General features: G+C 60.4%; 26 protein-coding genes and 1 pseudogene. 5 read left to right on the forward strand and 22 right to left on the reverse strand.

The features are described 5' to 3' along the window. The first annotated feature begins 10 nt into the window (after nt 1–10). The 3 genes from betC (at nt 11) to betA (ending at nt 4,654) form a co-directional block, all read left to right on the forward strand. Nucleotides 11–1,498, forward strand: a complete 1,488-nt coding sequence (gene betC / locus C8264_RS07905) for a choline-sulfatase (RefSeq protein WP_245892997.1) — start codon at nt 11–13, stop codon at nt 1,496–1,498. 3 nt (nt 1,499–1,501) lie between these two features. Then, a complete protein-coding gene (gene betB / locus C8264_RS07910; RefSeq protein WP_108460439.1) occupies nt 1,502–2,965 on the forward strand; it encodes a betaine-aldehyde dehydrogenase in 1,464 nt (487 codons plus the stop codon). A 75-nt stretch (nt 2,966–3,040) separates the two neighbouring features. Further along, nucleotides 3,041–4,654 (forward strand): choline dehydrogenase, encoded by a 1,614-nt coding sequence (betA, locus tag C8264_RS07915; protein ID WP_245892998.1) that lies wholly within the window; start codon nt 3,041–3,043, stop codon nt 4,652–4,654. Between the two features lie 31 nt (nt 4,655–4,685). Here the strand turns inward: betA and C8264_RS07920 are convergent, their stop codons facing one another. From C8264_RS07920 to C8264_RS07935, 5 genes are all read right to left on the reverse strand, one after another. Further along, nucleotides 4,686–5,945 (reverse strand): mechanosensitive ion channel family protein, encoded by a 1,260-nt coding sequence (locus C8264_RS07920; RefSeq protein WP_245892983.1) that lies wholly within the window; start codon nt 5,943–5,945, stop codon nt 4,686–4,688. Nucleotides 5,946–6,367: 422 nt separating this feature from the next. Then, on the reverse strand, nt 6,368–7,003 hold the full coding sequence (locus C8264_RS07925; protein ID WP_108460441.1) for a hypothetical protein: 636 nt from the start codon (nt 7,001–7,003) through the stop codon (nt 6,368–6,370). 154 nt (nt 7,004–7,157) lie between these two features. Continuing rightward, the gene (locus C8264_RS07930) at nt 7,158–7,361 is read right to left on the reverse strand and encodes a hypothetical protein (protein WP_162783513.1); all 204 of its coding nucleotides are present in this window, start codon (nt 7,359–7,361) and stop codon (nt 7,158–7,160) included. A 9-nt stretch (nt 7,362–7,370) separates the two neighbouring features. Beyond that, nucleotides 7,371–7,658, reverse strand: a complete 288-nt coding sequence (locus C8264_RS22085; RefSeq protein ID WP_162783514.1) for a GreA/GreB family elongation factor — start codon at nt 7,656–7,658, stop codon at nt 7,371–7,373. Nucleotides 7,659–7,839: 181 nt separating this feature from the next. Beyond that, nucleotides 7,840–8,157 carry a DUF982 domain-containing protein gene (locus C8264_RS07935; RefSeq protein WP_108460443.1) on the reverse strand — a complete coding sequence of 106 codons (318 nt, stop codon included), beginning with the start codon at nt 8,155–8,157 and terminating at the stop codon, nt 7,840–7,842. A 215-nt stretch (nt 8,158–8,372) separates the two neighbouring features. Between C8264_RS07935 and C8264_RS07940 the strand changes: the two genes are divergently transcribed. Next, the gene (locus C8264_RS07940) at nt 8,373–8,693 is read left to right on the forward strand and encodes a hypothetical protein (RefSeq protein ID WP_108460444.1); all 321 of its coding nucleotides are present in this window, start codon (nt 8,373–8,375) and stop codon (nt 8,691–8,693) included. Nucleotides 8,694–8,816: 123 nt separating this feature from the next. Beyond that, nucleotides 8,817–9,318, forward strand: a pseudogene (locus C8264_RS07945) (dihydrodipicolinate synthase family protein); the annotation flags it as partial. A gap of 329 nt (nt 9,319–9,647) precedes the next feature. Here the strand turns inward: C8264_RS07945 and C8264_RS07955 are convergent. The 17 genes from C8264_RS07955 to C8264_RS08030 all read right to left on the reverse strand — a co-directional run bounded on the left by C8264_RS07955 (nt 9,648) and on the right by C8264_RS08030 (nt 23,527). Then, a complete protein-coding gene (locus tag C8264_RS07955) occupies nt 9,648–10,103 on the reverse strand; it encodes a hypothetical protein (protein WP_108460446.1) in 456 nt (151 codons plus the stop codon). Nucleotides 10,104–10,166: 63 nt separating this feature from the next. Continuing rightward, a complete protein-coding gene (locus C8264_RS22705) occupies nt 10,167–10,298 on the reverse strand; it encodes a hypothetical protein (RefSeq protein ID WP_281261438.1) in 132 nt (43 codons plus the stop codon). A 105-nt stretch (nt 10,299–10,403) separates the two neighbouring features. Next, entirely contained in the window at nt 10,404–10,544 is a 141-nt protein-coding gene (ccoS, locus tag C8264_RS07960; RefSeq protein WP_108460447.1) for a cbb3-type cytochrome oxidase assembly protein CcoS, read from the reverse strand. After that, nucleotides 10,541–12,775 (reverse strand): heavy metal translocating P-type ATPase, encoded by a 2,235-nt coding sequence (locus C8264_RS07965; RefSeq protein WP_108460448.1) that lies wholly within the window; start codon nt 12,773–12,775, stop codon nt 10,541–10,543. The genes ccoS and C8264_RS07965 overlap by 4 nt, the downstream gene beginning before the upstream one ends. Nucleotides 12,776–12,787: 12 nt before the next feature. Then, nucleotides 12,788–13,606: a DUF2189 domain-containing protein gene (locus C8264_RS07970; protein WP_108460449.1), complete on the reverse strand. Its 819-nt coding sequence runs from the start codon at nt 13,604–13,606 to the stop codon at nt 12,788–12,790. 21 nt (nt 13,607–13,627) lie between these two features. After that, entirely contained in the window at nt 13,628–13,837 is a 210-nt protein-coding gene (locus C8264_RS07975) for a hypothetical protein (protein WP_108460450.1), read from the reverse strand. Further along, nucleotides 13,834–14,718 carry a cytochrome-c oxidase, cbb3-type subunit III gene (gene ccoP / locus C8264_RS07980; protein ID WP_108460451.1) on the reverse strand — a complete coding sequence of 295 codons (885 nt, stop codon included), beginning with the start codon at nt 14,716–14,718 and terminating at the stop codon, nt 13,834–13,836. Before ccoP ends, C8264_RS07975 begins: the two co-directional genes overlap by 4 nt. Further along, the gene (locus tag C8264_RS07985; protein ID WP_108460452.1) at nt 14,715–14,879 is read right to left on the reverse strand and encodes a cbb3-type cytochrome c oxidase subunit 3; all 165 of its coding nucleotides are present in this window, start codon (nt 14,877–14,879) and stop codon (nt 14,715–14,717) included. Before C8264_RS07985 ends, ccoP begins: the two co-directional genes overlap by 4 nt. Beyond that, on the reverse strand, nt 14,876–15,661 hold the full coding sequence (gene ccoO, locus C8264_RS07990; protein ID WP_108460453.1) for a cytochrome-c oxidase, cbb3-type subunit II: 786 nt from the start codon (nt 15,659–15,661) through the stop codon (nt 14,876–14,878). Before ccoO ends, C8264_RS07985 begins: the two co-directional genes overlap by 4 nt. 2 nt (nt 15,662–15,663) lie before the next feature. Then, the gene (gene ccoN / locus C8264_RS07995; protein WP_108460454.1) at nt 15,664–17,316 is read right to left on the reverse strand and encodes a cytochrome-c oxidase, cbb3-type subunit I; all 1,653 of its coding nucleotides are present in this window, start codon (nt 17,314–17,316) and stop codon (nt 15,664–15,666) included. A 341-nt stretch (nt 17,317–17,657) separates the two neighbouring features. Beyond that, a complete protein-coding gene (locus C8264_RS08000; protein ID WP_108460455.1) occupies nt 17,658–17,969 on the reverse strand; it encodes a metal-sulfur cluster assembly factor in 312 nt (103 codons plus the stop codon). After that, nucleotides 17,966–18,475, reverse strand: coding sequence for a DUF2249 domain-containing protein (locus C8264_RS08005; RefSeq protein WP_108460456.1), 510 nt, complete (start codon nt 18,473–18,475; stop codon nt 17,966–17,968). Before C8264_RS08005 ends, C8264_RS08000 begins: the two co-directional genes overlap by 4 nt. Then, on the reverse strand, nt 18,472–19,824 hold the full coding sequence (locus C8264_RS08010; RefSeq protein WP_108460457.1) for a hypothetical protein: 1,353 nt from the start codon (nt 19,822–19,824) through the stop codon (nt 18,472–18,474). The genes C8264_RS08005 and C8264_RS08010 overlap by 4 nt, the downstream gene beginning before the upstream one ends. 48 nt (nt 19,825–19,872) lie before the next feature. Next, entirely contained in the window at nt 19,873–20,124 is a 252-nt protein-coding gene (locus C8264_RS08015) for a DUF2249 domain-containing protein (RefSeq protein WP_108460458.1), read from the reverse strand. 137 nt (nt 20,125–20,261) lie between these two features. Further along, nucleotides 20,262–21,911: a copper resistance CopC/CopD family protein gene (locus tag C8264_RS08020; RefSeq protein ID WP_162783515.1), complete on the reverse strand. Its 1,650-nt coding sequence runs from the start codon at nt 21,909–21,911 to the stop codon at nt 20,262–20,264. Beyond that, nucleotides 21,908–22,432, reverse strand: coding sequence for a YcnI family copper-binding membrane protein (locus C8264_RS08025; RefSeq protein WP_108460460.1), 525 nt, complete (start codon nt 22,430–22,432; stop codon nt 21,908–21,910). Before C8264_RS08025 ends, C8264_RS08020 begins: the two co-directional genes overlap by 4 nt. 33 nt (nt 22,433–22,465) lie before the next feature. Then, nucleotides 22,466–23,527: a hypothetical protein gene (locus C8264_RS08030; protein WP_108460461.1), complete on the reverse strand. Its 1,062-nt coding sequence runs from the start codon at nt 23,525–23,527 to the stop codon at nt 22,466–22,468. Between the last annotated feature and the right edge of the window lie 3 nt (nt 23,528–23,530).

Here is a 23,530-nt window from a genome sequence, read left to right on the forward strand (position 1 = left end):
CCTCGTCCTCATGGTCGATCAACTCAACGGAACGCTGTTTCCGGACGGTCCGGCCGACTGGCTCCATGCCCCGAACCTGCGCGCCCTTACCGCCCGCTCCACCCGCTTTGCCAATTGCTACACCGGCTCGCCGCTCTGTGCGCCTGCCCGGGCAAGCTTCATGACCGGGCAATTGCCGAGGCGCACACGGGTTTACGACAATGCCGCCGAATTCGCTTCGGACATCCCTACCTATGCCCATCACCTCCGGCGCGCCGGCTATCACACCGCGCTTTCCGGCAAGATGCACTTCGTGGGAGCGGACCAATTGCATGGGTTCGAGGAGCGGCTGACCACCGATATCTACCCCGCCGATTTTGGCTGGACCCCCGACTACAGGAAGCCCGGTGAACGCATCGACTGGTGGTATCACAATCTGGGATCGGTGACCGGCGCCGGGACCGCCGAGATTACCAACCAGATGGAGTACGACGACGAGGTGGCCTACCACGCCACCCGCAAGATCTTCGATCTGGGGCGCCGCACCAATCCGGCCCCCTGGATGCTGACGGTGAGCTTTACCCATCCACACGACCCCTACGTGGCGCGCAAGAAATATTGGGACCTCTATGCCGATTGCGAGCACCTGGCCCCTGACGTTCCGGCGATGTCCTATGACGAACTCGACCCGCATTCAAAGCGGATATTCGATGCCAACAACTGGCGCGACTATACCATCAGGGCGGACGAGATTGCGCGGTCGCGGCGCGCCTATTTCGCCAATATTTCCTATGTCGACGAGCTGATAGGCAATATTCTCGAAACGCTCGCTGCAAGCGATCAGGACGAGAACACGATCATCGTCTTTACCTCCGACCACGGCGACATGCTGGGCGAGCGTGGCTTGTGGTTCAAGATGAGCGGTTTCGAGGGTTCGGTCCGCGTGCCGATGATGATTTCGGACCCTCGATTGCCGGCCGCCCGCATCGACACGCCGGTCAGCACCATGGACATTACCCCCACGCTTGCCGATCTCGCTGGTGTCGATCTTTCCGATATCGCAGCTTGGACCGATGGGGAGACGCTTGTTCCGGTTGCGCAGGGCGCACAGCGCCAGACGCCGGTGCGGTTCGAATATGCCGCCGAGGCTTCCGAAGCGCCGCTTGTCGGCATCCGCGACGGGCGCTGGAAATATGTCCATTGCGACCTCGATCCGCCTCAGCTCTACGATCTGGAAAATGATCCCCATGAACTGACCAACCTTGCCGCGGCACCCGCTGCGGCGGCAGTTTCGGCACGTCTTGCAGCGCAGGTCGCCCAATTCTGGGACATGCCAGCCTATGACGCAGAAGTGCGGCAGAGCCAGGCGCGACGCCTGCTCGTTTACGAGGCGCTGCGCAATGGCGCCTATTTCCCTTGGGATTACCAGCCCCTGCAGCGGGCGTCCGAGCGCTTCATGCGCAACCACATGGATCTCAATTCCCTCGAATACGCACAACGCTATCCCAAAGGCGACTAGAGCATGAACTCAGCCCAACCCCCGGCCAGCCATTTTGTGGGCGGTGCCTATATCGAGGATGCTGCCGGCGCCCCATTCGAGTGCATCTACCCGGCAACCGGCGAAGTCATCGCGCGATTGCATGCCGCGACACCGGCCATCATCGAGCGCGCCCTGGTATCGGCCAACCGCGCACAGAAAGAGTGGGCGGCCCTCGCTCCCGTGGCGCGTGGCCGCGTCCTGCGCCGGGCGGCAGACATCCTGCGCGAGCGCAATCAGGAACTGTCCGAACTTGAGACCCTCGACACCGGCAAGCCTATCCAGGAAACCCTGGTGGCGGACGCCACCTCCGGGGCCGATGCGCTTGAGTACTTCGGAGGCATCGCCGCCTCCATCACCGGGGAAACCATACCCCTGGGACAGGATTTCGCCTTTACCACACGCGAGCCGCTGGGCGTTTGCGTGGGCATCGGCGCCTGGAACTATCCCACCCAGATCGCCTGCTGGAAGGCGGCCCCTGCCCTGGCCTGCGGCAATGCCATGGTGTTCAAACCGTCCGAACTTACACCGCTCGGCGCTCTAAAGCTGGCGGAAATACTGATCGAGGCCGGCGCGCCAGCCGGGCTGTTCAACGTCGTTCAGGGCGCGGGCGAAGTGGGCGCCCGCCTGATCGCAAATCCTCTCGTGGCGAAAGTTTCGTTGACCGGCTCCGTGCCGACCGGTCGCAAGGTATACGCTGCGGCAGCCGATGGCATCCGGCACGTCACCATGGAACTGGGGGGCAAGTCGCCGCTGATCATTTTCGAGGACGCCGATATCGAGAATGCGGTCAGCGCGGCGATCAACGCCAATTTCTACTCGACCGGTCAGATCTGCTCGAACGGCACCCGCGTCTTCGTTCACGAAGATATTCGCGTCGATTTCCTCGAACGGTTGGCGGCGCGAACGGCCAATGCCCGTATCGGCGACCCGCTGAACCCGCAGACCAATGTCGGCCCGCTCATCTCGTCCGCCCAGCGGGACAAGGTCCTCGCTTTTATTGCAGCAGGACGCGCCGAGGGCGCGCGGCTCGTGATCGGCGGCGGTATTCCCCAAGACCAGCATTCGGGCGGCTTCTTCATCGAGCCCACGATCTTCGATGGCGTGACGGACGACATGACCATTGCCAGGGAAGAGATTTTCGGGCCGGTGCTCTCCTTGCTTTCGTTCAAGGACGAAGCGGAGGTGGTTGGTCGTGCCAACGGCACGGAGTTCGGCCTGGCGGCTGGCGTCTTCACCAGCGACATCAAGCGCGGCCACCGGATCGCTGCTGCCCTTGAGGCAGGTACATGCTGGATCAACACCTATAATTTGACGCCCGTCGAAATGCCCTTCGGTGGCGTCAAGCAATCGGGGGTCGGGCGCGAAAACGCGCGTGCAGCCATCGAGCACTACACCCAGATCAAAACCGTTTACGTCGCCATGGGCGACGTCGAAGCCCCTTACTAGGCGCGACAGTCAAACAAGGACGGATACGTGCTCGCAGATTTTGTCATTATCGGATCGGGTTCCGCAGGGTCGGCCATGGCCTATCGGCTGAGCGAAAGCGGCCGCTACTCGGTCATCGTCCTCGAATATGGCGGCACCGACGCCGGGCCGTTCATCCAGATGCCGGCAGCCTTGAGCTATCCGATGAACATGGCCCGCTATGACTGGGGCTACAAGAGCGAACCGGAACCCCATCTCGGTGGCCGCCGTCTCGTCTGCCCGCGCGGCAAGGTCATCGGCGGTTCGTCCTCAGTCAACGGCATGGTCTATGTTCGCGGCCATGCCTGCGACTACGACCATTGGGCGGAAAGTGGCGCGCACGGATGGGGTTACGCGGACGTCCTGCCCTACTTCAAGCGCCTCGAAAACTGGCATGATGGCGGCCATGGCGGCGATCCGGCCTGGCGCGGCGATAGTGGTCCGTTGCATGTCACCCGTGGTCCCCGCAGCAATCCCCTTTACCAGGCTTTCGTCAACGCAGGCGAGCAGGCCGGATTCGTCAAAACCGACGACTACAATGGTGAGCGCCAGGAGGGTTTTGGCCCCATGGAGCAGACGGTCTGGAAGGGCCGGCGCTGGTCGACGGCAAATGCCTATCTCAAACCCGCACTCAAGCGGGCAAACCTGGAGCTGGTGCGCTGCTTTGCCCGTCGCATCGTCATCGAGAATGGACGCGCCACGGGCGTCGAGATCGAGCGGCACGGCCAGATCGAGACCGTCACCGCGCGCCGCGAGGTCATCGTCGCCGCGTCGTCAATCAATTCACCCAAAATCCTGATGCTGTCCGGCATCGGACCCGGTGCGCATCTGGCCGAACACGGCATCGAGGTCATCGCGGATCGGCCAGGTGTCGGACAGAACCTGCAGGATCACCTCGAACTCTATATCCAGCAGGCCAGTATACTGCCGATTACCCTCTACAAGCATTGGAATATGTGGGGGAAGGCGCTGGCTGGCGCCGAATGGCTGTTGTTCAAACGCGGGCTCGGCGCCTCCAACCAGTTCGAGAGCGCCGCCTTCATCCGTTCGAGGGCGGGGGTGGACTATCCCGATATCCAGTTCCACTTCCTGCCGATCGCTATTCGCTATGACGGCAAGGCAGCAGCAGAGGGGCACGGTTTTCAGGCCCATGTGGGCCCTATGCGTTCCGCATCGCGCGGAGCCGTATCCTTGCGTTCCGCCGATCCCCGTGTCGATCCAAGCATTGCCTTCAACTACATGTCTCACCCCCAGGACTGGGCCGATTTCAGGCGATGCATTCGCATCACGCGCGAAATTTTCGCCCAGGCAGCCTTCGATCCCTATAGGGGGCAGGAAATTCTGCCTGGGGCAGACCTGCAGAGCGACGAGGACCTCGACGCCCATATCCGTGCCCATGCAGAAAGTGCCTTTCACCCCTGCGGAACATGCCGGATGGGCCGCACCGACGACCCGATGGCGGTGGTGGACCCCGAATGTCGCGTCATCGGCATTGACGGTCTTCGCGTCGCCGACAGCTCGATTTTCCCGCGCATCACCAATGGTAATCTCAATGGCCCCTCCATCATGGTGGGCGAGAAGGCCTCGGACCACATTCTCGGCCTGCCGCCATTGCCGAGCGATAACGCGGTGCCGTGGATGTCACCGCGCTGGCGTGAAGCCGATCGGTGACCACCTTGTAGACAGGCGACCGCGCTACAGTTCAGGCGAACTTCACCTCGTCTGCGGCATCAAATGCTCCAGAGTCTGATCGCGATCTGAAGTCGGCCCCCGCGGGCGCCTGGAACGCGCGCAGGCCGAATTCTGGCAGTATGGCATAGAGGTGATCGAAGATATCGGCCTGGATACCCTCGTACTCGACCCAGGCGACGGTGTTGGTGAAGCAATAGATTTCGAGCGGCAGTCCCTGGGGGGAAGGCGGCATTTGCCGCACCATCAACGTCATCCGCTGATGCACACCCGGATGGCCTTTAAGATAGTTCTGAATATAGGCCCGGAACGTTCCAAGATTGGTGGCGCGGCGCGTATTGGCGGGAACGCCCGCTTTGTCGCCCAGGGATTTGTTGAACGTTGCCAGCTCGAGCTGTTTTTCAGTTAGATAGTTTTCAAGGTTATAGAAACGCGCGAGGCGCCTCAGTTCCTGCTCGTTCAGAAAGCCAATGGTGCTCTGATCCAACAACAATGCCCGCTTGATCCGACGGCCACCCGATTCCTGCATGGGCCGCCAGTTGCGGAAAGGTTCGGTCACCAGCTTGCGAATGGGCACCGTAGTGATGGTCTTGTCCCAATTCTGCACCTTGACGGTGTGCAGCGCGATTTCAATCACCTCGCCATCTGCATGCTGGCCGGGCGCCTCGATCCAATCCCCAACGCGCACCATGTCGGTCGACGAGATCTGGACACCGGCCACCAGCCCCAGCAGCGTATCCTGAAAGACGAGAATCAGAACTGCAGCCATGGCGCCGAGCCCCGACAGCAGAATGACGGGCGACTGGTCCATCAAGGTGGCAAGGATCAGCACCGCCGCGATGATGTAGACGGCAATCTTGCCGACCTGCACATATCCCTTGATAGGCCGGCGCCGCGCGATGGGCCGGCGGTTATAAACCTTGTCGAGGATATTCATGGCTTCGCCGATCGCCAGAGCAATCGTCAGCAGGATAAATGCATTGGCGACGTTTCTAACCACCGACAGCAATATCGGCGGCAGGCCCGGGACAAACACGATGCCGCTCGCGATCACGAACGCCGGCATGATATTGGCCAGGCGCTTGATCACGTCATGCTGGCGAAGCTCCTCATCCCGCCCATAAGCCGTCTGTCCGATGAACCGGTTCACCAGCTTGAGCAGCAGGACCTTCACCACGAAATTGGCGAACAATGCTGCAAGCACCAGCGCAGCCAGAGCCACGATGGTCGCCAGTAGCGGGTAGTTGCTCAAAAGAGCGGCAAGATCCGACAAATTGTATTTTCCATTTCAACAGGATGATTGAACAGGTTTTCACAAGCGCGTCCTTGATCGGATGTGACCCTGGAAACTTTCGGGTGCGGTCCTCGCCGGGCTCGGTGGGCAGTGGTTTGGGCGCACCTCCCTCGGGGACTAGCACACGCCATCGGATATCTCGCCCGCGAAACGCAACTTGTGGGAATAAAGGCCCAGCGCCAAGTTCTCCTATCCCTTACAGAAACTTGGCATGATCGCCTTCAGGAGCGACGGCGATCAGGCCCAGCTACTGGCGCAGTTCTCCGCTCGGAAAGACTGGACAGCATGCTTGTCGCGGCACTTGAAGGGACGAACGACATGCTCGACAGTAACCACGTCGATGCTGCAGCCGTTTTAGACCACGTGGTGGAACTCTCAAGCGCCAAGCGCTGGAAACTAACTCAGGTGTGTGGTTCTGTCTGCTGCATCTCAAGCATCTGGACAATCCGCCTGCGCTCGCGCCGCGACCTGATCTGCTCCGCAGCAACAGTCAACGGACGCAATTCTCTTTCGCCTTGCTCATGTATGATTTGGAAGCGACGCCTCGCTGCAACCATGACGTCTTCAGATCCATAAACGGCGACTACCTGAAGTTCCAATTCCTTTGCATCGTTGGTTGGCCAAACAGCGTCCGCTGACATGCGCTTGGATTGAACGTGGTCGAATATAGCCTGCATTGTGCCCATATCCCGGACCTTGCCGCTTTCGAGCGGACCTTGACGTGTCCAGAGCTTGAGGTCGGAAGGCTCTTGCCAATCTTCGGCATCGTCCGGCTCGGTAACCGGACAGGCAATCGTCTCATCGGGGCCTTCTAGCCTGGCAATGAGGGTGTGGATGTAGATCGGTCCAGCGCTCATGTTGGTGACGAGACAATGAGCTCCTAACCCCTTTCCCCCACCTCGATTGATCAGGATCGTGGCCTTTCTCTGCCGCTTGTAACCAGCAAGAAACACCTGCAGATACGTTATCCAGACGACCAGCATCCCGATATTGCTCAGGACGTTGATCAGGTCGCTATGCTCGGCAATCCAGTTCATGGCGGAGCTCTGGGCAAAGGAGGGAAGCTAGTCAAACGCATGGGGAGAGGCTTTGGTTTTGTATGTAGGCAAAAAGGGAAGCGTGGATCCCCTGCTCTATCGATGACTTGAATCGTGGGTACTCACCGAAGGCGGCGACGCAATGCTAGCATGTTCAAAACCCTTCATCATCAATCGACCGGTTTTCTTCGGCTCGCTTCTGATCATCGACGCCTTCCTTGCCGTGGAAATGCTCTTCCCCGACCAGGCTGATGACCGATCGTGGACGGCCCGCCCAAACCGAGACAGACGGGGCCGGCAGCATCGCCCTGCGATCGCCCGCGTCACTGCCCATCCCCCATTTCGCGCCACGCGTCACGCGCCGGCCTTAACAGCGCTGCCAAGTACATACGCCGGTTACCCCCGCCGGTTCGATGCCGCCTTCAGCGGGGAATGATATGCTTTGGCCCACGCGCAGCCCCAGGAGCGCCAATCCCCTTGGCTGCTGCAGCGAAATGGCAGACGCATCTCGCGAACCGGGCCTGTCCCAAGTCAGGAGATGTTCGGCCTCCATCGCGCCGTTGACGGTGTATCGCACCCGGCGATCACCGGTCACTAGATCGTCGGTGCCGGCTTCCAGATGCACGATTACTGCCGTTTCGAGTGTCCGCCGCAACAGGGTAGCTATTCGACTCCCGACTACCCGAAAGCGTGCACATGAGCCGCTCGAGCACCGCGTGATCGTCGGAAGTAAGCGTGGTTGGATGACTGATCTGCATGAACATTCTCCTTTGCTCGTATCGGTCCAGACGCTCCATGATCAGGGCGCGAGTTAAACTGCAAGCTGCACGGCATGGTCAGTACGGGTGTGCGGAGGCCCTTGCTTCGGCAACATCCCCAATGGTGGTTGCGGGCGAATGGTCGCGCCGCCGGTACAGGACACCGGCGCGTTCTGCAGCGGAGACGAGATATGCTCGTGCAGACTCCGCCGAAACCAGATTGTCCAGCGCGCTCTGACAGATCGCATAGGCGCGCCGATACTCTCTGGTCCGAGAGCCCGACCAGAACCGCTTTAGGTAATCCAGCGCATCGGCAGCATTGTCGGCACGGAAGCTTCCAACGCGCCCCTGGTTCAGTCGGAGAGTGACCGGTGTATTGAAATTTCTGGTGCCCATGCCCTATCTCCTTGCTCTATGCTGATATTGTTACAGTATCGATGTGATGGCTAAAAACAGTTATTCAATAGATATGCGACAAAGCGACCGGAATATCCCAACATAGAATATTGATGCTATGTTAAAATATACACAATAGATCGTTCATACTTCTTAAATATACAGTTCTTCAAAGTCATTTTTTACATTCCAAGCAATGTAATTGGAGGTTCGGAGTGATCGAAATCAAGATAACAGGTCGGCTGATCGCAGCAGCACGAGCCCTGGTCGGTGTGCCGCAAGCAGATTTCGCTGCGGTGGCGGGGCTGACGCAGACGGAGCTGCAACATCTCGAAGCCAGCGGGAGTGCCAGGGTGACGGAGGAAAGGGAACTTGCAGCCGTTGGCAAGGCGCTCGACCATTTCGGCGCGGTGATCCTCGATGAGAGCAATGGCATGGGTGCCGGCGTGCGGCTAAAATTCTCGCGCATGGACGTGCGTCAGATCACGCGGCTGGAATCCGAAGGTGGGGCGGTAGGGGCAGACGACTCTCCCTGACGACACTGCAGGCCCCAGGCGTGGTTTTTTCTCTCCATCCGCTTATGACCAAGTGGCGACAGAAGCGGATGGCCGTGCCATGCGCTGTGATCCTCGTTTCCGGAATCGGGAGTTTTCTCGACAATGCCCACCGATCAGTCGCATCCATTTCATGGACTATCGGTTTTTCGCGTTACACCAGCGGACGGCGATGGATGCGTTGACACAGAGACACTTGCGCGGTTGGTGAGAGGCTATCGAAGGCGAAAGTAGATTCAGTTGGTCTTCTGGGCTCAACGGGCATTTATGCTATCTCTCACGCCAAGAGCGGCGTCGCGCCGCGAAGGCTGCAGCTGAATGTTTGCAAGGCCAAGTGCCGCTTGTTGTCGGAATCGGAACACTGCGCACCAATCAGGCTCAGGATTTGGCCCGCGACGCCGAAACCGCGGGCGCTGATGCGCTCCTGATGGCGCCGGTCTGCCATACACCGCTGACGCAGGACGAGGCTTTCGAGCATTATCGTGCAGTGACGAGCACGTCAGGGTTGCCGGTCTGCATCTACAACAATTCCGGAACAACGCACTTTACCTTTGGCTCCGAACTCTTGGGACGGCTATCCCGCCTCCCGACGATCCGAACTGTGAAGCCCAGAACGAAGTAGATATGCTCAAGCCGGCAGTAATTTTGATGATGACGGCTTTGTCGGCGCAACAGGCGTTTCTCTCGAAGTGCGATGCAGGACCGCTGCGAGGATCATACCTCGACCCACATGAGCTCGACCTCAGCTTCCAGAGCGTCCTATGCTTCCGACCGGCTTGGCCAGCCCGGCTGACTCACCTTCGGTCGGCGATGCGTCCTGCCGACGATGCCAGGTGAGCGTGGCGCAACCACTGGTTCAATCTAGGCGTCCAACCCGCAGACTTCTCTTTGTTGCCGCGGAGGATTGGCCAATCGTTAATGATGCTGCGTCCGAGATCAGAAGCTGCTTAGGAGCGCTCCAGCGTTCAATCGGGCATAGGTTCTAAGCAATTGGCGCTGCCGTTCCAGCCCATCGGTGGCGATGATGGCCTTCAGCGTACTCGCAAGTTCAGTGGCGATTTCACACAACTCGCCGGCGCTGTCGATCGGGAAAGTCTCCAAAATGCATAACAGCAGAGTTTCCGACAGTTTGTCCACTTCATCGGACTTCAACAGCCGCGCGGCCCGGGCAAGCCAGTTTGGATCGATCTGGGGGAGCGCATCCCAAAAAAGGGTGGCGTGAAACAGGCTATACGCCTGGGCCTCGGCATCTCCCCACCTATTCCCAACCAGCCGATCCAGGGTGGGCCGGAGAATGACATCACGCCGGATGCGCTCGCTAAACAACTCGATGCAGACCACCAGTTCATCTTCGTCTACAAACAGGATGGGGCCGGACAGCAGGAAAGACATGAATACTTGCTCGGTGTGACCGCTAGCGGCGACAGCCTTGTGCCTATGGGGCGGGCAATCTGCCTAAAGGAAGATGAACGCGACCGCGATTAGGCTAAAAGCCATGGCAATCATGCTCGGAATGATCACCGCCGCTCCGAGCAGGTAAGTCGCCAATGAAAGGGAAAGGGGCTCGCCATCGGTTTTGCCAGACACGGTTTTCACCTCAACTTTAGTGCAGCTGCGTGGGATACCATTGTCCGGCAGCGCTGCATTGAACTACAGGAGACGTCGGGACGGAAGGGGGCGGCCCGGGCCGCTTTAGTTGTCATCAAGAAGAATTCGTTCGGCTGCGCCATCGAGGTCTTCGTATTGTCCACTGCGAAGCGACCAGAGAAAGGCGCCAAGCGCCACAGCGCCCAACCCCATAGCCACTGGTATCAGAATAATGATGCTGTTCATTTTAATGCGGCCTGCTTGAATGAAGTGAGATCAATAAATCTCCCCCTGGACGCAGTTCCTGGCAAACGAAGGGAATTGGCCACGACCGCAACCGAGGAAAGCGACATCGCCACCGCAGCAACAAGGGGCGTAACATAGCCAAGCACGGCGATCGGTACGGCGACAGCGTTGTAGGCTACCGCAAAAGCCAGGTTCTGGCGGATCAACCGCCCGGCATCCGTAGCTACCTGCATCGTCAACGGCACGGCATTCAGCGAGTTCCGCATGAACACGAAATCGGCAGCATTGCGCCCGATGTCGGCGGCACTGGCGGGCGCAATCGAAACCGTGGCGGCCGACAGCGCAGGAGCATCGTTCAGGCCATCTCCGACCATCAGCACCTTATGTCCAGTGCTCTTCAGTTTTTCGATGGCTTCAACCTTGTCCCTGGGGGAAACGCCGAACCTGTAGTCCGTCAGCCCGATATCCTGCGCCACGCGGGCGACTGCCACCTCGTGGTCGCCCGAGAGCATCAGCACTGTGAGCCCGCGATCCTTCAACGTGTCGATGGCTGCGCGGGCGTCGGGCCGAAGCCGGTCCTCGAACCTGAACTCTGCCAACACAGTGCCGTCGCACGTCAGCACCGTGCCGCGGACCGCCTGTTCGCCCGTGCGTGCCTCCATTGCCCAACTTGACCGGCCCAGCCGATAGACGCTGCCTTCGGCCTCTGCCTCGAGTCCGAAGCCGCTGACCTCGGATACACGGGCGAACGGCGCTGCCGAGAACGAAGGGGCAAGGCCCGCCAGGGATCTGGAGATGGGGTGGCTGGAGTGGGCAGCCATGGCGGCCGCCAAAGCCAGGTGCTCGGCCGCTATCTCGTCGGCATTGCTGAGTTGCGGAACCCCGACGGTGACCGTGCCCGTCTTGTCCAGAACAACCGTGTCAATTCCCGTTAGCCGCTCCAGCCCCGCGCCGTCCTTCACCATCACGCCGCTCTCGAACAGACGGCGGGCCGCAACGATCTGGACCATGGGCACCGCCAGGCCTAGGGCACAGGGACAGGTGATGATCAGGACCGCTATGGCGGTGCTGATGGAGGCATGCCAATCACCGGTGATGAGTATCCAGCCGAGCAGGGTTGCTGCCGCCGTCAGGTGCACGACGGGCGAATAGAGCTGCGCGGCCCGGTCGGCGATCCGACGATAGCGGGCACGGCCACCCTCCGCCGCCTCCATCAACCGCACCATCTCCGCAAGGAATGAGTCTGCGGCCGCCGCGTTAGCCTTCAGGGTCACCGACTCAGCCAGGTTGAGCGTGCCGGCCTTGATTACGGCCCCTGGTGCGATCTCCTGCGGATCGCTCTCCCCAGTCACCATGGAAGAGTCGACCTCGGAATTTCCCGCCACCACTACGCCATCCACCGGAAAGCGCCCACCCGCCGAGACGATCAATGTGTCTCCTACGGCGATGCTCGCAACCGGTACGTACTCCGTACCGCCATCGGAGCGTATCCTGGTAGCACCGCGGGCCTCCAGCCTGGCGAGATTGCGAACAGCGGTTCGGGCCCGCTCCCGCATAACGTGATCCAGGGTACGGCCGATCAGCAGGAAGAACAGCAAGGTAACGGAGGCATCGAAATACGCGTGATGGCCCCCTGTGACGGTTTCGTAAACGCTGAGGCAAAACGCCAATGTGACGCCCAATGAAATCGGCACGTCCATGTTTGTACGCCCATGCCGCAGCGCATTGAGGGCAGAGACAAAGAAGATACGCCCCGAATAGGCAAGCGTCGGCAGCGCAAGCAGGCCTGAGAGCCAGTGAAACAGGAGCTTGGCGTCTCCCTCGGCCCCGGACCACACTGAGGCCGAGAGCATCATGATGTTGCTTGCGGCAAAGCCTGCCACGGCCAACGCCCGGATCAGGCGCCCAAGTTCCTTATCCTTGTCTTCACGGGGCTCGTCGAAATAGCTGGCAGAATATCCCAAGCGGTCCAGCGTATTCTTGAGCGGAGGAGGATTGTCCCCGCCTCTCCAGTTTACCGTCACGCGCCGGGTTGAGAGATTGACCCGCACGTCCTGGACCCCATCGAGGGCGACGATGGCCTTTTCCACTCTTCGGATGCAGGCGCCGCAATGCACATCAGGCACCGATAATTCGGTGCGCATGAGGCCGTCCTTCAGCGGCTGGCTCGCGAGAAGCAACTCTGAGCCGGTGCCGGATAGCGTTGTCTGATCCATCGCCGCGTCGGTCATTTTGGGGCTTGTCTATCGTTGTTCGGCGGGTTCATTCACCCAGATTGCCTTGTAGGCATGCCAGGTGGCGTGACCCAGGAGCGGGAACACCAGGATCAATCCCACCAATCCCGTGAGCATCGACACCGCCAGAAGCAGTAGCACGACAGCGCCCCAGGTGATCATCACCGTCAGGTTGTTCCAAACCAGCTTCATGCTCAGCCCCATGGCCGTAAACGCGTCGGTACGCTCGGCCAGGAGCATGGGAATGGAGAAGGCGCTGATGGCGAACCCCAGAGCGGCGAAAAGCCCTCCGACCAGGGTTCCGGTCACCAGCAGGCCCCAGCCCTCATAGGTGCTGAGCAGCAGCGCCAACATATGATCGAAGCCGGGGAATGCCCTGTAGCCGAAGAACAATGCGTAAAGCAGCACGGCGGCTCTCATCCAGACCATGGCCAGGAGCATCAGCAGCAATCCGGCAAAGATCACCTGCGCTCCAGACTTTGCTCGCGTCAGAAGCATGGAATCGAGGCTGGTTCTTTCGCCGGCTTCAAGGGCGCGGCTCTTTTCGTAGAGGCCGACAGCAAGAACCGGGGCAACGATCAGGAACCCTGAGAGCGCGGGAAACAGCACGAAGTCCCAGGAGAACGCGAACATCGAATATACCACAATGGCTGACACTGCGAACACCAGGATGCCATACGCAAAGCTCGATGCAGGTTGGGTGAAGAGATCACGCCACCCTGCCCGAAGCCAGGAAAAGACAACCGTCGGCGGGTAGTGCCTCTCCATCCCGGTATCTCGAGTCTTCTCGATTCCCGACACCTGGCTCAGCAGACCATAGTCCGACATTTTCGTCTCCTCGCTTCGCCGCTAACAGGCCGATTTGGCGGCACTGAACTGACCCGAAACATTCACGCCCGGCTTGACATGCGCTATGCACTCAGGCTGGGACATCAGCGCGACGTACAGAAAGTGCGCATTGGCAGCGAGCAGCAGGAACACCGCGGCCAAAGCCAATATTACCGCAATCAGCTTGCCTCTTTTCGCACCTCGCGGAGAGGTCCCGGTCTGTGATGTCATGGCGTTGTTCCGCCCAGTGAGTGGACATACAATGCCAGGACCTTGCGCTCGACTGGAGTGAGGCGCTCGTCCCAGGTCGGCATGTGTCCCGCCCTGCCCCCGTGAACGCTCTCAATGATCTGGTCTAGCTCGCCACCGTACAGCCAATAGGCGTCCGTGAGGTTCGGAGTACCGGTTTCGGCATCGCCCAGCGCCGCCGCGCCATGGCAACCGGAACAGTTCTCGGCGAAGAGAGACTCGCCCTGAGCAATGCTCTCGAGGTTTTCCTCGGTCGAGAACTCGGGGTGGGAAAGGGAATAGACATAGCGGGCAACAGTCCGGACATCCGCGCTGGCGAGCATGCCGTCGCGTCCGAACGCCGGCATTTGCGCGAACCGGGATTCCGGGTGTGACGTGTTGATGCCGACGCGCATAGTCTCGGCTACAGCCTCGGCACTGCCGTCTCCCCAGAGCCAGTCACCATCGGTCAGGTCCGGATAATTGCTGCGCCCGCTCGCATCGAAGCCATGGCACGCGCCGCAATTATCGCCGAAAAGCTGCGGCCCGGTGTCCTTGACCACCGCCATAAGCGATTCATCGGCCTGAATCTGGTCGAAGGATGATGTCTCTATGGCACTCGTCCAACTGGCACGTTCGGCCTGGTTGGCTGAAATTGCTTGCTCGACCGTGGCCCGTTGATCAATGCCCAGCAGCCCCCTGGTATAGGTCCACCCCAAGGGAAACGCCGGCATGAGAAACCACCACAGGATTGCGAACACATGGGTCACGACCACGAATATCAGCACGCCGCGTGGAACCGGATTATCCAGCTCCTTTATGCCGTTCCACTCATGGCCCGTTGTTTGTTCGCCGGTGGCCGGATCAACCTCTGTCTTGCTCATGGACGGTCTTCTTTCCGAAGCACGGCTCGTTTGGCGTGATCGAACTTCTTCTTATTGCCGGGCCAGAATGTGTAAACGACCACCACAATGGCCATCCCAATGAGATAAAACAGGCCCCAGCTCTTGGAGAAGGCGACCAGCGTTTCGTGTTCGAAGTTCAATTCCTTTCCTCCTCCGCCTGAGTGACATCACGATCTTCGGCGTCTGGAGGCAGTTCAGATGCCGCTGTGTCGAGATAGGCCGCGTCGGTCATCTGCCCCAGCACCTGCAAATAGGCGATCAGGGCATCGAGCTGCGTAACGCTGGTCGCCACGCCATCGAAAGCGCTGACCTGCGTCTCCTCGCCATAACGGTCCAGAATGCTGAAGGCTGCGTCGCTGTCTGGGGTGGCCTGACCCAGGGCATCCCTGGCCGCGTTCGCAATCATCTCGTCCGTGTAAGGCACGCCCACCGCCCGTTGAGCGGCAAGATGGTGCCCCAGATTGTCAACCTCCAGGGGCGTTCTGGCTAGCCAAGAATAAGCTGGCATGTTCGATTGAGGCACCACGTCCCGAGGGTTGTTGAGGTGTGCCGCATGCCAGACGTCGGAATACTTGCCACCAATGCGAGCCAGATCGGGTCCGGTTCGCTTGGAGCCCCAGAGCATTGGATGATCATATTGCGACTCGACGGCCAGCGAGAATGGCCCGTAGCGGTCCACCTCGTCGGCAAGGGTACGGATCATCTGGGAGTGGCACGCATAGCACCCCTCCTGGATGTAGACGTTCCGCCCTGCCAGTTCGAGCGGCGTATAGAGCCGCATATCGGCAACGTTCTCGACCGTCTCATCGATAGTGAAGAGAGGTGCGATCTCAACGATGCCGCCGACACTCGCCGCGGCGATGATCGCCACGACGAAGCCGATTGCGGTGCGTTCAATCTTGCGGTGAAAGAACTCAGGCATATTTACTCCGCCGCGTTCGGTGTCGGGTCCAGGTCATGTGGGCGGTCATAAACGCCCGGCGCTGCTTGTGAGGCGGGCGAGCGCCTGACCGTCAGCCAGATGTTGATGGAGCCCACGATCGCGCCAAGCAGGAACAGGAACCCGCCAACAGTTCTGGCGATATAGTAGGGGTACATCGCAACCAGGCTATCCACGAAGGAATAGGCAAGGGCGTTGTTCTCCGTGTAGGTGCGCCACATGAGCCCCTGTATGACGCCGGAGTTCCACATCGCGAAGATGTAGATAAGCGTCCCAGACAGGGCGAGCCAGAAATGGAGCTCCACAAGTGCGTTGGAGTACATCGACTGCCGCTTCCAGACGCTGGGCACCAGGGTGTAGAGCGACCCGAAGGTTATCAGCGCGACCCAGCCAAGCGCTCCGGCATGCACATGCCCCACGGTCCAATCCGTATAGTGGGACAGTGAATTGACGGCTCGGATAGCCATGAAAGAGCCTTCGAAAGTGGAGAGGCCATAGAACACCGCCGCCACCACCATGAACCGCAAGGTCGCGTCATCCCGCAGCTTGTGCCAGGCGCCGCGCATGGTCATCAGCGCGTTGCCGGCTGAAGCCCACGAGGGAACCAGCAGCATCACCGAGAAGGACATGCCCAGGGTCTGCACCCAATGGGGCAGAGCCGTATAGTGCAGATGGTGCGAGCCGGCCCACATGTAGAAGAACGTGATGCCCCAGAAACTCAGGATCGACAAACGGTACGAGAAGATCGGGCGATCAGCGCGCTTGGGAAGATAGTAGTACATCATCGCGAGGAAGCCCGCGGTCAGGAAGAAGGCGACCGCGTTATGGCCATACCACCACTGCACCATTGCATCCTGCACGCCAGGCCAGACCGTATAGCTCTTGGCACTGGCCAGCGTTATCGGCACCGCCAGATTGTTCACAATGTGAAGGATTGCGACCACGACGATGAAGGCCAGATAGTACCAGTTAGCCACATAGATGTGGGGCTCCTTGCGCCGCGCCAGGGTGCGCAGGAAGAGCACGAAATAGGTCACCCAGACGATCACCAGCCAGATGTCCGCATACCATTCGGGTTCGGCGTATTCCTTCGATTGGGTCAGGCCCATCGCATAGCCGGTGACCGCCAACAAGCAGAACAGATTGAAGCCGAAAAGAACGAACCAGGGGCTCACCCTATCGGCCAATGGCGCACGCGAAGTCCGTTGGACCACGTGGTACGAGGTGGTAATTAGTGCATTGCCGCCAAAACCGAAGATCACACCAGTGGTGTGTGCCGGCCGCAGCCGCCCGAAGCTCGACCAGGCCTGGTGGAACGTCAAATCCGGCCAGGCGAGTTGGGCGGCTACCCACACCCCAACGAACATGCCGAAAATCGCCCAGGCCATCGTAAGGCCCACACCCACTTTGATGGGGGCGTCATAGTAGCCGCTAAGCTCTTCGGGTGAGGGCTCCGGCACATTCAGGCGCAGCAGGAGGTACCCCGCTGCTCCGGCACACAGCAGCACAACCATAAGTCCATGAACGCCTATCGGATCCCATCGTCCAGGGACTGCGATGCCCAACGCGCAAAGCGCCAGCACACCCAGAATGAGGAGACACGTCCGCCGTTCCTCTCCCGTAAGGCTTCCTGCCATTAGCCCTGACTCCCTATTTTCTGCTCTGGTACCCTGGCCGATCAAGTGCGCCTAACCAAGATCGGGTAGCATTCTGGATGATCGGTTCTTTGATCCAGATCAAAGAGGCGAATGAATTGCTCTCGGATACGTTACCGACTCTGTTGATAATTGCTAGGGGCTCTTTGCCGCGGATGGCCCACGCCTGAGGCATGGTCATTGAGGTCGCCAGACGATCTCGGACAGAGGCGGCAGTTCGTCATGGGCTATAAATCGGGCATCAGGCCGAACTGTCGGGCAGCTGGAAACTATTGCGATTTGTCAGATCGTAATTCCGGCAGGAACCATGGCGCGGCCCTCCCCTAGAACTGCCGGGCGATCTCGGGAGCCATCCGCTCGGGGGTCCATGCAGGGTCATAGGTGAGTTCCACGACCACTGCACTAACGCCGGGAACCGCCGCAGCGCAGGCGCTTACCGCCTCCCGGAGGAAGGCGCTGGCAGGACAAAACCTGGCCGTGGTCGTCATCAATACCGTCGCCCCGCCTGCCCCGTCCACCGCGATGTCATAGACCATGCCAAGGTCAACGATGTTGTGCCCCAGTTCAGGGTCGATCACCTGACGCAAGGCCAGGCGGACATCTGCTTCTATACCTGTTTGGCGTGCGGAGTTCATGGCTTTTGACCAGCACGAACCATCAAACGATAAGCCTCCCCCTCTGCGTCGAAATCCCCGACCCAGGCGTGTCCTCGTGCCTGCAACTCCGGAAACAGGAACACTGGCTCGCGCCCCAGGAGGGAGAACAAGACCTGGCCTTCTTCCATTGCTTCGAGCCGGGTAAGGATTTGCACCATGGGTTCGGGCGGCTCCATCTCACTGCAGTCGAGGTAATGGATAGGGTCGGGCCAGGTTTCCGGATCGCTGGGCGATGAAGGCGTGCTCTGCGCAGCCGCATTCTGGGGCGTGAAGATCACCTGCCAGTCGCCGCCATCCAGCGGCGTGGCCTCGTAGCCGAAACCCTTCGACGCCATCACCTTGAACAGCGGCTCCGGCCGAAAAGTGGCGATCAGCCGGAGGCTTTGCCCGGGCGCAAGGCTTTTCAGCGCCCCCATGATGGCGCCGAACGGTTCCCCGCCGTCGCGAAGGATCGGGCGGACATCGAGTTCGAGGGCCGTAGTCATGTGTGTCTCCTTGTTGTTCGGGCCGGCAGAAACAAGCGCGGCCTTGGATGGTCGCACCACTGAAGCGGCAAGTCCGCCAGTCTGCGAGCCCTGAAAAACTCGCCGATCAACAGCAGGGTGGCGAGCAGTTGTACCGTGGTGGCCATTCGAAAGAGCGGGGAAAGCTCGAAAAACAGCGCGGTCCCGCCCACAGCCACAGCGGCAAAGTACATCCAGAAAAAGAGTGCGGCACGGTCTTCGCAGACCAGATCCTGGACGCGTGGTATGGCCATCCGTCCCATCAGGGGAGCGAAGCATTCGAGCCAGGTGAGGAAAGGTATGATCTTGTAGAGCATTGCCAGGCCCAAGCCGCTTAGCCAACCCAGGGCAAGCACGAAGACTGCTGCGGTTATGCTGCCTTCTTGCGCGGTGCATGCTCCAATCGTGAGCAGCATTGCTCCCAAGATCAGCATGGCGAAAGCGCCGATTGCTGCGGCGGTGTGCAGTTCGAGCGCGCGCCTCCGCCGCGTCCGGTACAATCCCACCATGTCTGCGAGATAGGCGCCTATGCAGGCAAGGGCCGCCGCGCCGGCTGCAGCAAGTCCCGCGGGCCAAGGAGCGTTGGTCGCCAGCAGCACTCCGAGTGCCATTAACAATGCAGCCAGCGCCATGCCACCGAGCCAGAACACCGCCTTGGGCCAGTTTCCCTTGCGCTCGGGCGCGACCAGGAACATCGACACCAGCCTGTAGCTGACGCCCATGGCGGCAAAGCTCAGCCAGCCGCCCAGGCCAAACCCGGCATGCAAAGAAACGCCGTGGGTCATCAGGGCCAGCGAGAACTCACCGCCGATCATCCCCGAAAGGGCCGCGGCCAGCGTTTCGCCGACCACCGCCGTGACAAGGATGCTGATCACCCCGACGCCGACGAACGCGGCCGGCAGCGGCAATGTCTCGGCGCGCAGCAGCGTGACCATCAGCACCGCAGCGGCAACGCAAAACCCGGCAAGGAGCACCAACCCGCCGATGGGCAGCAGTGCGGAGGGCAAACCGGGCCAGCCGTCAATCGCGGCGAACCCCGACAACAGCAGGGCCAGTCCGGCGAGCACCAGCACCAGCGCAACCGGCGCCAGCCTGCTCCCCCAAAGCTCATGCCCGACCAGCACCGGCAGGAACTGCAGCAACGCCCCCATCATCAGCAGAGTCAACCAACCGATGGCGAGCAGATGCACCACAACAAGAGTCTGCGGAGCCGCAAGAGCCTCAAAAGGGTAGCCGAAGCCCAGTGCCATCAAGCTGAGCGCCGCGACCAAAGCCACCAGCGCACAGCTGAAATAGCTCAGCGTCCAACGCGATATGCTGGCCATCTGCATCGATCAATGCTCCGGAACGGGGGCCGGCATCACGCCGGCCTCACCTTATCAAGCCGCAACCTCGCGCCCCAACTGAACGCGCCATACCTCCGGCCCGGCCTCCAGATAAGTCCAGGTGAACTGTGCAGGATATTCTGCCTGCAGTTGATAGTGCAGCGGACGTGGGTCGTGGTCATTGATGATAAGGAAGCTCTCTCCCGCAGCGAGCGCATCAACCATTGCGAAAATTCTGGGGTGCCGCTCGCGCGGCGGAATGGTGCGCACATCGATGAAGGGGAGGTCAGCAGCTTGTTCTGCCATAGGTCTTCTCCCGGCCGTGAAACAGTCTGCCGGGCTGAGGCCGTGCAACCCGGACGATTGCATCTGTATCGAGGGTTCGGGTGGCGCACTTTGTCGCGGCGCAAATTACTGAAAAATGGCCGCTCCGGGTGAACGCCTTATGGAGCGATATCGATCTCGCCGTTCAGCTTTACCAACTGAAAATCGCTGACCCGGACCTCCAATTGCGTCAGCCAGGAGCCGGCAAGCGGAATGGTGATGTCCTCAATGTGCCAGTTCCCATCTTCGAGCGGCTCGGCCATCTGAGTGAGAGGCGCGATCTGCCCGGCACCTGGCTCAAGCGACAGTTTGACGGATTTGGGAGTGACGAGCTCACCTTCCCCGGTGCGGATCGATATGGCGACGTCGACGCTGCCCACGCGAGCGGGCAATAGCGTCAGCATTGCGTGCAGGGTTCCATCGGTGAGCATGATTTCCGTTGCACTTGGCGCGTCAACCGCCAAGGCTCGTGGCGGGGGCGTGAACCGCCAGGCTGACACCAAGCCCAGAACGGCCAGAATGATGACGATTTCGGCAAAGATGCCTCGCCGCATATGCTGGAGCGCACGCACTTCTCCGGTTGCTGCGGGAGCGGTGAGTACCCAACGGTTCCAGCTAGCAATGCCGAACAGGACAACCAGCAGAGACAGCTTGGCCGCCAGGATCTGCCCGTATGCCGACCACCAGGCGGGGCCTGGAGGTCCCAGTTGCACGATAGCCAGGATCACCCCCGAAGCAACAAGCGGCACAATGGCGAACGGAATGGCGCGGGAAAACCGGATCAGTGGTGGAGCGGCGGTACGGCGGTCTTGCCTGAGCAGCAGAACCAGGGGGAATAACGCTCCGACCCACCAGGCGATCGTCGTCACGTGAACAAAAAGCGCACTCCTGGTAACCCATTGAGGATCGGCGGCACTGGCGTGCCCGCTGGCGCTTATGGAAAACCCGATCCCCAGGAGAGCCAGCCCACCCGCCAGGCTAGCCTGCCAATTTTTCCTGACGTGCAGCGCCGCCAATCCGCAGACCAGAGAAAAAACTGCCAACAGCACCGTAGCGCCATATGGACTGTTCAGCCCAAGCGACCAGGTGCGGGCGTCCAGCGCAGCAGACAGCCCTGCCCCGGACAGGTCCAGCCCCTGAAGGCACAAGATGGCCGGTGCAGCGGCGAAGCCGGCAAGCATTGTCCAGTGCGAAGCCGACGCTGCCTTGGACGGGATTTCGTCCGCCAGCAGCCGAAAGACCGCTCCGCCGACGCCAAAGAAGAGGCCAATAAAGAGCAGGAGGCGCGCAATCCACAAAGATTCTGCAACGCCGGTTTGGCTTGCCCCGATTTCGGGAGCAGCTCCCTGACTGGGTGCACCGACCACAAAGAAGGTGGTTCCGGAAATGGGGTGCCCGTCTTCCGAGACGGCTCTCCAGCTGAGCGCGTAGCTCCCATTCGCCAGATCGTCGGGCAAGGCGATGGAGATGGTGGCTCCAGAGGTAGAGAACTGCTGGAGTTCGGAGATATTGCCTCCCGGAAGCACCAGAGACGCGACGATAGGAGTGGCCGCCTCGTTGAACGAGAGAATAACAGCGTCAGGCGGAGCTTGGAGCACCGCGCCATCGGCTGGCACTGTTCCGGTCAGCGTTGCGTGCGCATGCGCCGTTTGGCAAATGGCAAGGCAGATAACCAGCGCGACGACCGCAGCCAGTAGAGTGGTAGCAACGAGCCGTCCGGGAGAAAGGACGCGGAGGTTCTCCCCCGCGCCCATTGCAACTGCGCTCAATGAGCATGCCCCGCCGCAGGGGTGAGAGTTATCGCGGGCGCCGGGAATTCCGCGTCATGATCCCCCGACTGATCGATCCAGGCGTCCTCCTTGGAGCCGCAAGTCTGGATGACCGGGAAAAACAACGTGCTTCCTTCTTCGAGCTGACCGCCAAGGGTGCCGCGGAAGGTGAACTCGTCGAAGAAGTCGTTGGGAAGGTTGCCCCCGGTCCAGGAAATTTCCTTTACGCCTTCGGTCAGCTGAGTGCCGTGATTTTCGAAGGGCGTATCATAGGGCCCTGTCACAGTCTCGATGGTCCAGCCATCCTTGGGCATGGGCTTGACGTTGTACAGCCCTTCGGGAACCTGGACACGAACGCCGGTGGTGGCGTCCTCGCCGCATCCATGGCCCACGACAAGCACGGCACGATAGGCAGCGCCAACCTGGGCTTCCTTCGTCTGCAGTACGATATGGGCGAAGGCTGGGGCGCACATCGCTAACGTGGTGATGGCACCGGCGGCCAAAATGAGTGCCGTTTTCATGCTATTTTCTCCTTGGGAATAACTAATGGGCGATCAGGGTTGTGTCTCTGGAATTTCAATCCTGAAGGGTACGGTGAGTACCTCTCCGCCGCCGATGAACTCGATCCACAGCGCGTAAGTGCCAGGAGCCGGCGGAGTGACGTGCAGGCTCATCTCTGGTGCGACACTACCTGCAGCGTCGGCTTGCGTTCCATGGCCGCCGGTGTCGTGTTCCGAATGGCTCTCCTTCATGGAACCATGACCGCCATGATCGTTGCTCATGTCATGCCCGGTTGCCGGCTCTGCAGCTTGACCGTGACCGGCATGGGCATCTGGTTGCTGTGTCGGGGGCTGGTGGCCGTCGCTTCCGTGATCATGGGAAGGGGCACCCGACGTCGGCTCGCCCGCGCCCATGGCGTGTGCATGCACGTAAGCCAGATCTTCCGCGTGAATAAAAACCGCATGGGCCGCAACGCCGAGATAAGGCGCCAGATCCGCGGCGGGCTCGCCGTTCTTTGTCACGACCAAGTTCATCATGCTTTCGATGCCGACCTCGAGCTGGGATGGATCCAGGGTCACCGAGTATTCGCCATCGGAGGACGTAACAGGGCCCGTTGAGGCTTCAGCGGGCGCTGCGGAGGCCGCATCCGGTGGTGCAGCGGTATCGGCCTCACCGATCGTCACGTCGAAACGGAGTACCTGCTGACCAAGCCCGGTTGGTACTGCGTCGGTGTAGATATGGTAGTCGCCTGGTGCCGGGAACTCCACTTCTGCGGTGAAGGCGCCATCTACACCGGCTTGTTCCACATGCCGATGAACCAGGGTCGTCAGCCCGGCATCCGTCGCCAGGATATGCAACTCCTGTGTGAGCTCCACGTCGAATTTGGGAATCTGCTTGCCCGTAGACAGATCGGTGTGCACCAGCTGAAGCTCACGGCTGAGCGGCCCGGTTTCTTGCAGTGTCATCTCGCCCGACACCAGCGGCTCAACGTCTGGAAGAGCGAATACGCCTTCAACCGATTGTTCCTGAGCCGCGATATCAGGCCACCCAGCGCATACCACAAAAGCAGTCATGCAACTGCCGAACAGCGCTCGGTTGATTGGGGTTAAGATCATTCA

Origin of the sequence: Devosia naphthalenivorans, from assembly GCF_003056355.1 — a bacterium.
Lineage (GTDB): Bacteria > Pseudomonadota > Alphaproteobacteria > Rhizobiales > Devosiaceae > Devosia > Devosia naphthalenivorans.

What these genes read in the sequence shown, in the direction of transcription:
- C8264_RS07970 (WP_108460449.1), bottom strand. Translation starts at nt 13,606, where the DNA reads ATGTCGGACTATGGTCTGCTGAGCCAGGTGTCGGGAATCGAGAAGACT.
- betA (WP_245892998.1), top strand. Translation starts at nt 3,041, where the DNA reads ATGGCCTATCGGCTGAGCGAAAGCGGCCGCTACTCGGTCATCGTCCTC.
- C8264_RS08030 (WP_108460461.1), bottom strand. Translation starts at nt 23,527, where the DNA reads ATGATCTTAACCCCAATCAACCGAGCGCTGTTCGGCAGTTGCATGACT.
- C8264_RS07925 (WP_108460441.1), bottom strand. Translation starts at nt 7,003, where the DNA reads ATGAACTGGATTGCCGAGCATAGCGACCTGATCAACGTCCTGAGCAAT.
- C8264_RS08010 (WP_108460457.1), bottom strand. Translation starts at nt 19,824, where the DNA reads ATGCAGATGGCCAGCATATCGCGTTGGACGCTGAGCTATTTCAGCTGT.
- C8264_RS08015 (WP_108460458.1), bottom strand. Translation starts at nt 20,124, where the DNA reads ATGGCAGAACAAGCTGCTGACCTCCCCTTCATCGATGTGCGCACCATT.
- C8264_RS07965 (WP_108460448.1), bottom strand. Translation starts at nt 12,775, where the DNA reads ATGACCGACGCGGCGATGGATCAGACAACGCTATCCGGCACCGGCTCA.
- C8264_RS07935 (WP_108460443.1), bottom strand. Translation starts at nt 8,157, where the DNA reads ATGGGCACCAGAAATTTCAATACACCGGTCACTCTCCGACTGAACCAG.
- ccoN (WP_108460454.1), bottom strand. Translation starts at nt 17,316, where the DNA reads ATGGCAGGAAGCCTTACGGGAGAGGAACGGCGGACGTGTCTCCTCATT.
- C8264_RS08005 (WP_108460456.1), bottom strand. Translation starts at nt 18,475, where the DNA reads ATGACTACGGCCCTCGAACTCGATGTCCGCCCGATCCTTCGCGACGGC.
- betC (WP_245892997.1), top strand. Translation starts at nt 11, where the DNA reads ATGGTCGATCAACTCAACGGAACGCTGTTTCCGGACGGTCCGGCCGAC.
- ccoO (WP_108460453.1), bottom strand. Translation starts at nt 15,661, where the DNA reads ATGCCTGAGTTCTTTCACCGCAAGATTGAACGCACCGCAATCGGCTTC.
- betB (WP_108460439.1), top strand. Translation starts at nt 1,502, where the DNA reads ATGAACTCAGCCCAACCCCCGGCCAGCCATTTTGTGGGCGGTGCCTAT.
- ccoS (WP_108460447.1), bottom strand. Translation starts at nt 10,544, where the DNA reads ATGAACAGCATCATTATTCTGATACCAGTGGCTATGGGGTTGGGCGCT.
- C8264_RS08025 (WP_108460460.1), bottom strand. Translation starts at nt 22,432, where the DNA reads ATGAAAACGGCACTCATTTTGGCCGCCGGTGCCATCACCACGTTAGCG.
- C8264_RS08000 (WP_108460455.1), bottom strand. Translation starts at nt 17,969, where the DNA reads ATGAACTCCGCACGCCAAACAGGTATAGAAGCAGATGTCCGCCTGGCC.
- ccoP (WP_108460451.1), bottom strand. Translation starts at nt 14,718, where the DNA reads ATGAGCAAGACAGAGGTTGATCCGGCCACCGGCGAACAAACAACGGGC.
- C8264_RS07975 (WP_108460450.1), bottom strand. Translation starts at nt 13,837, where the DNA reads ATGACATCACAGACCGGGACCTCTCCGCGAGGTGCGAAAAGAGGCAAG.
- C8264_RS07955 (WP_108460446.1), bottom strand. Translation starts at nt 10,103, where the DNA reads ATGTCTTTCCTGCTGTCCGGCCCCATCCTGTTTGTAGACGAAGATGAA.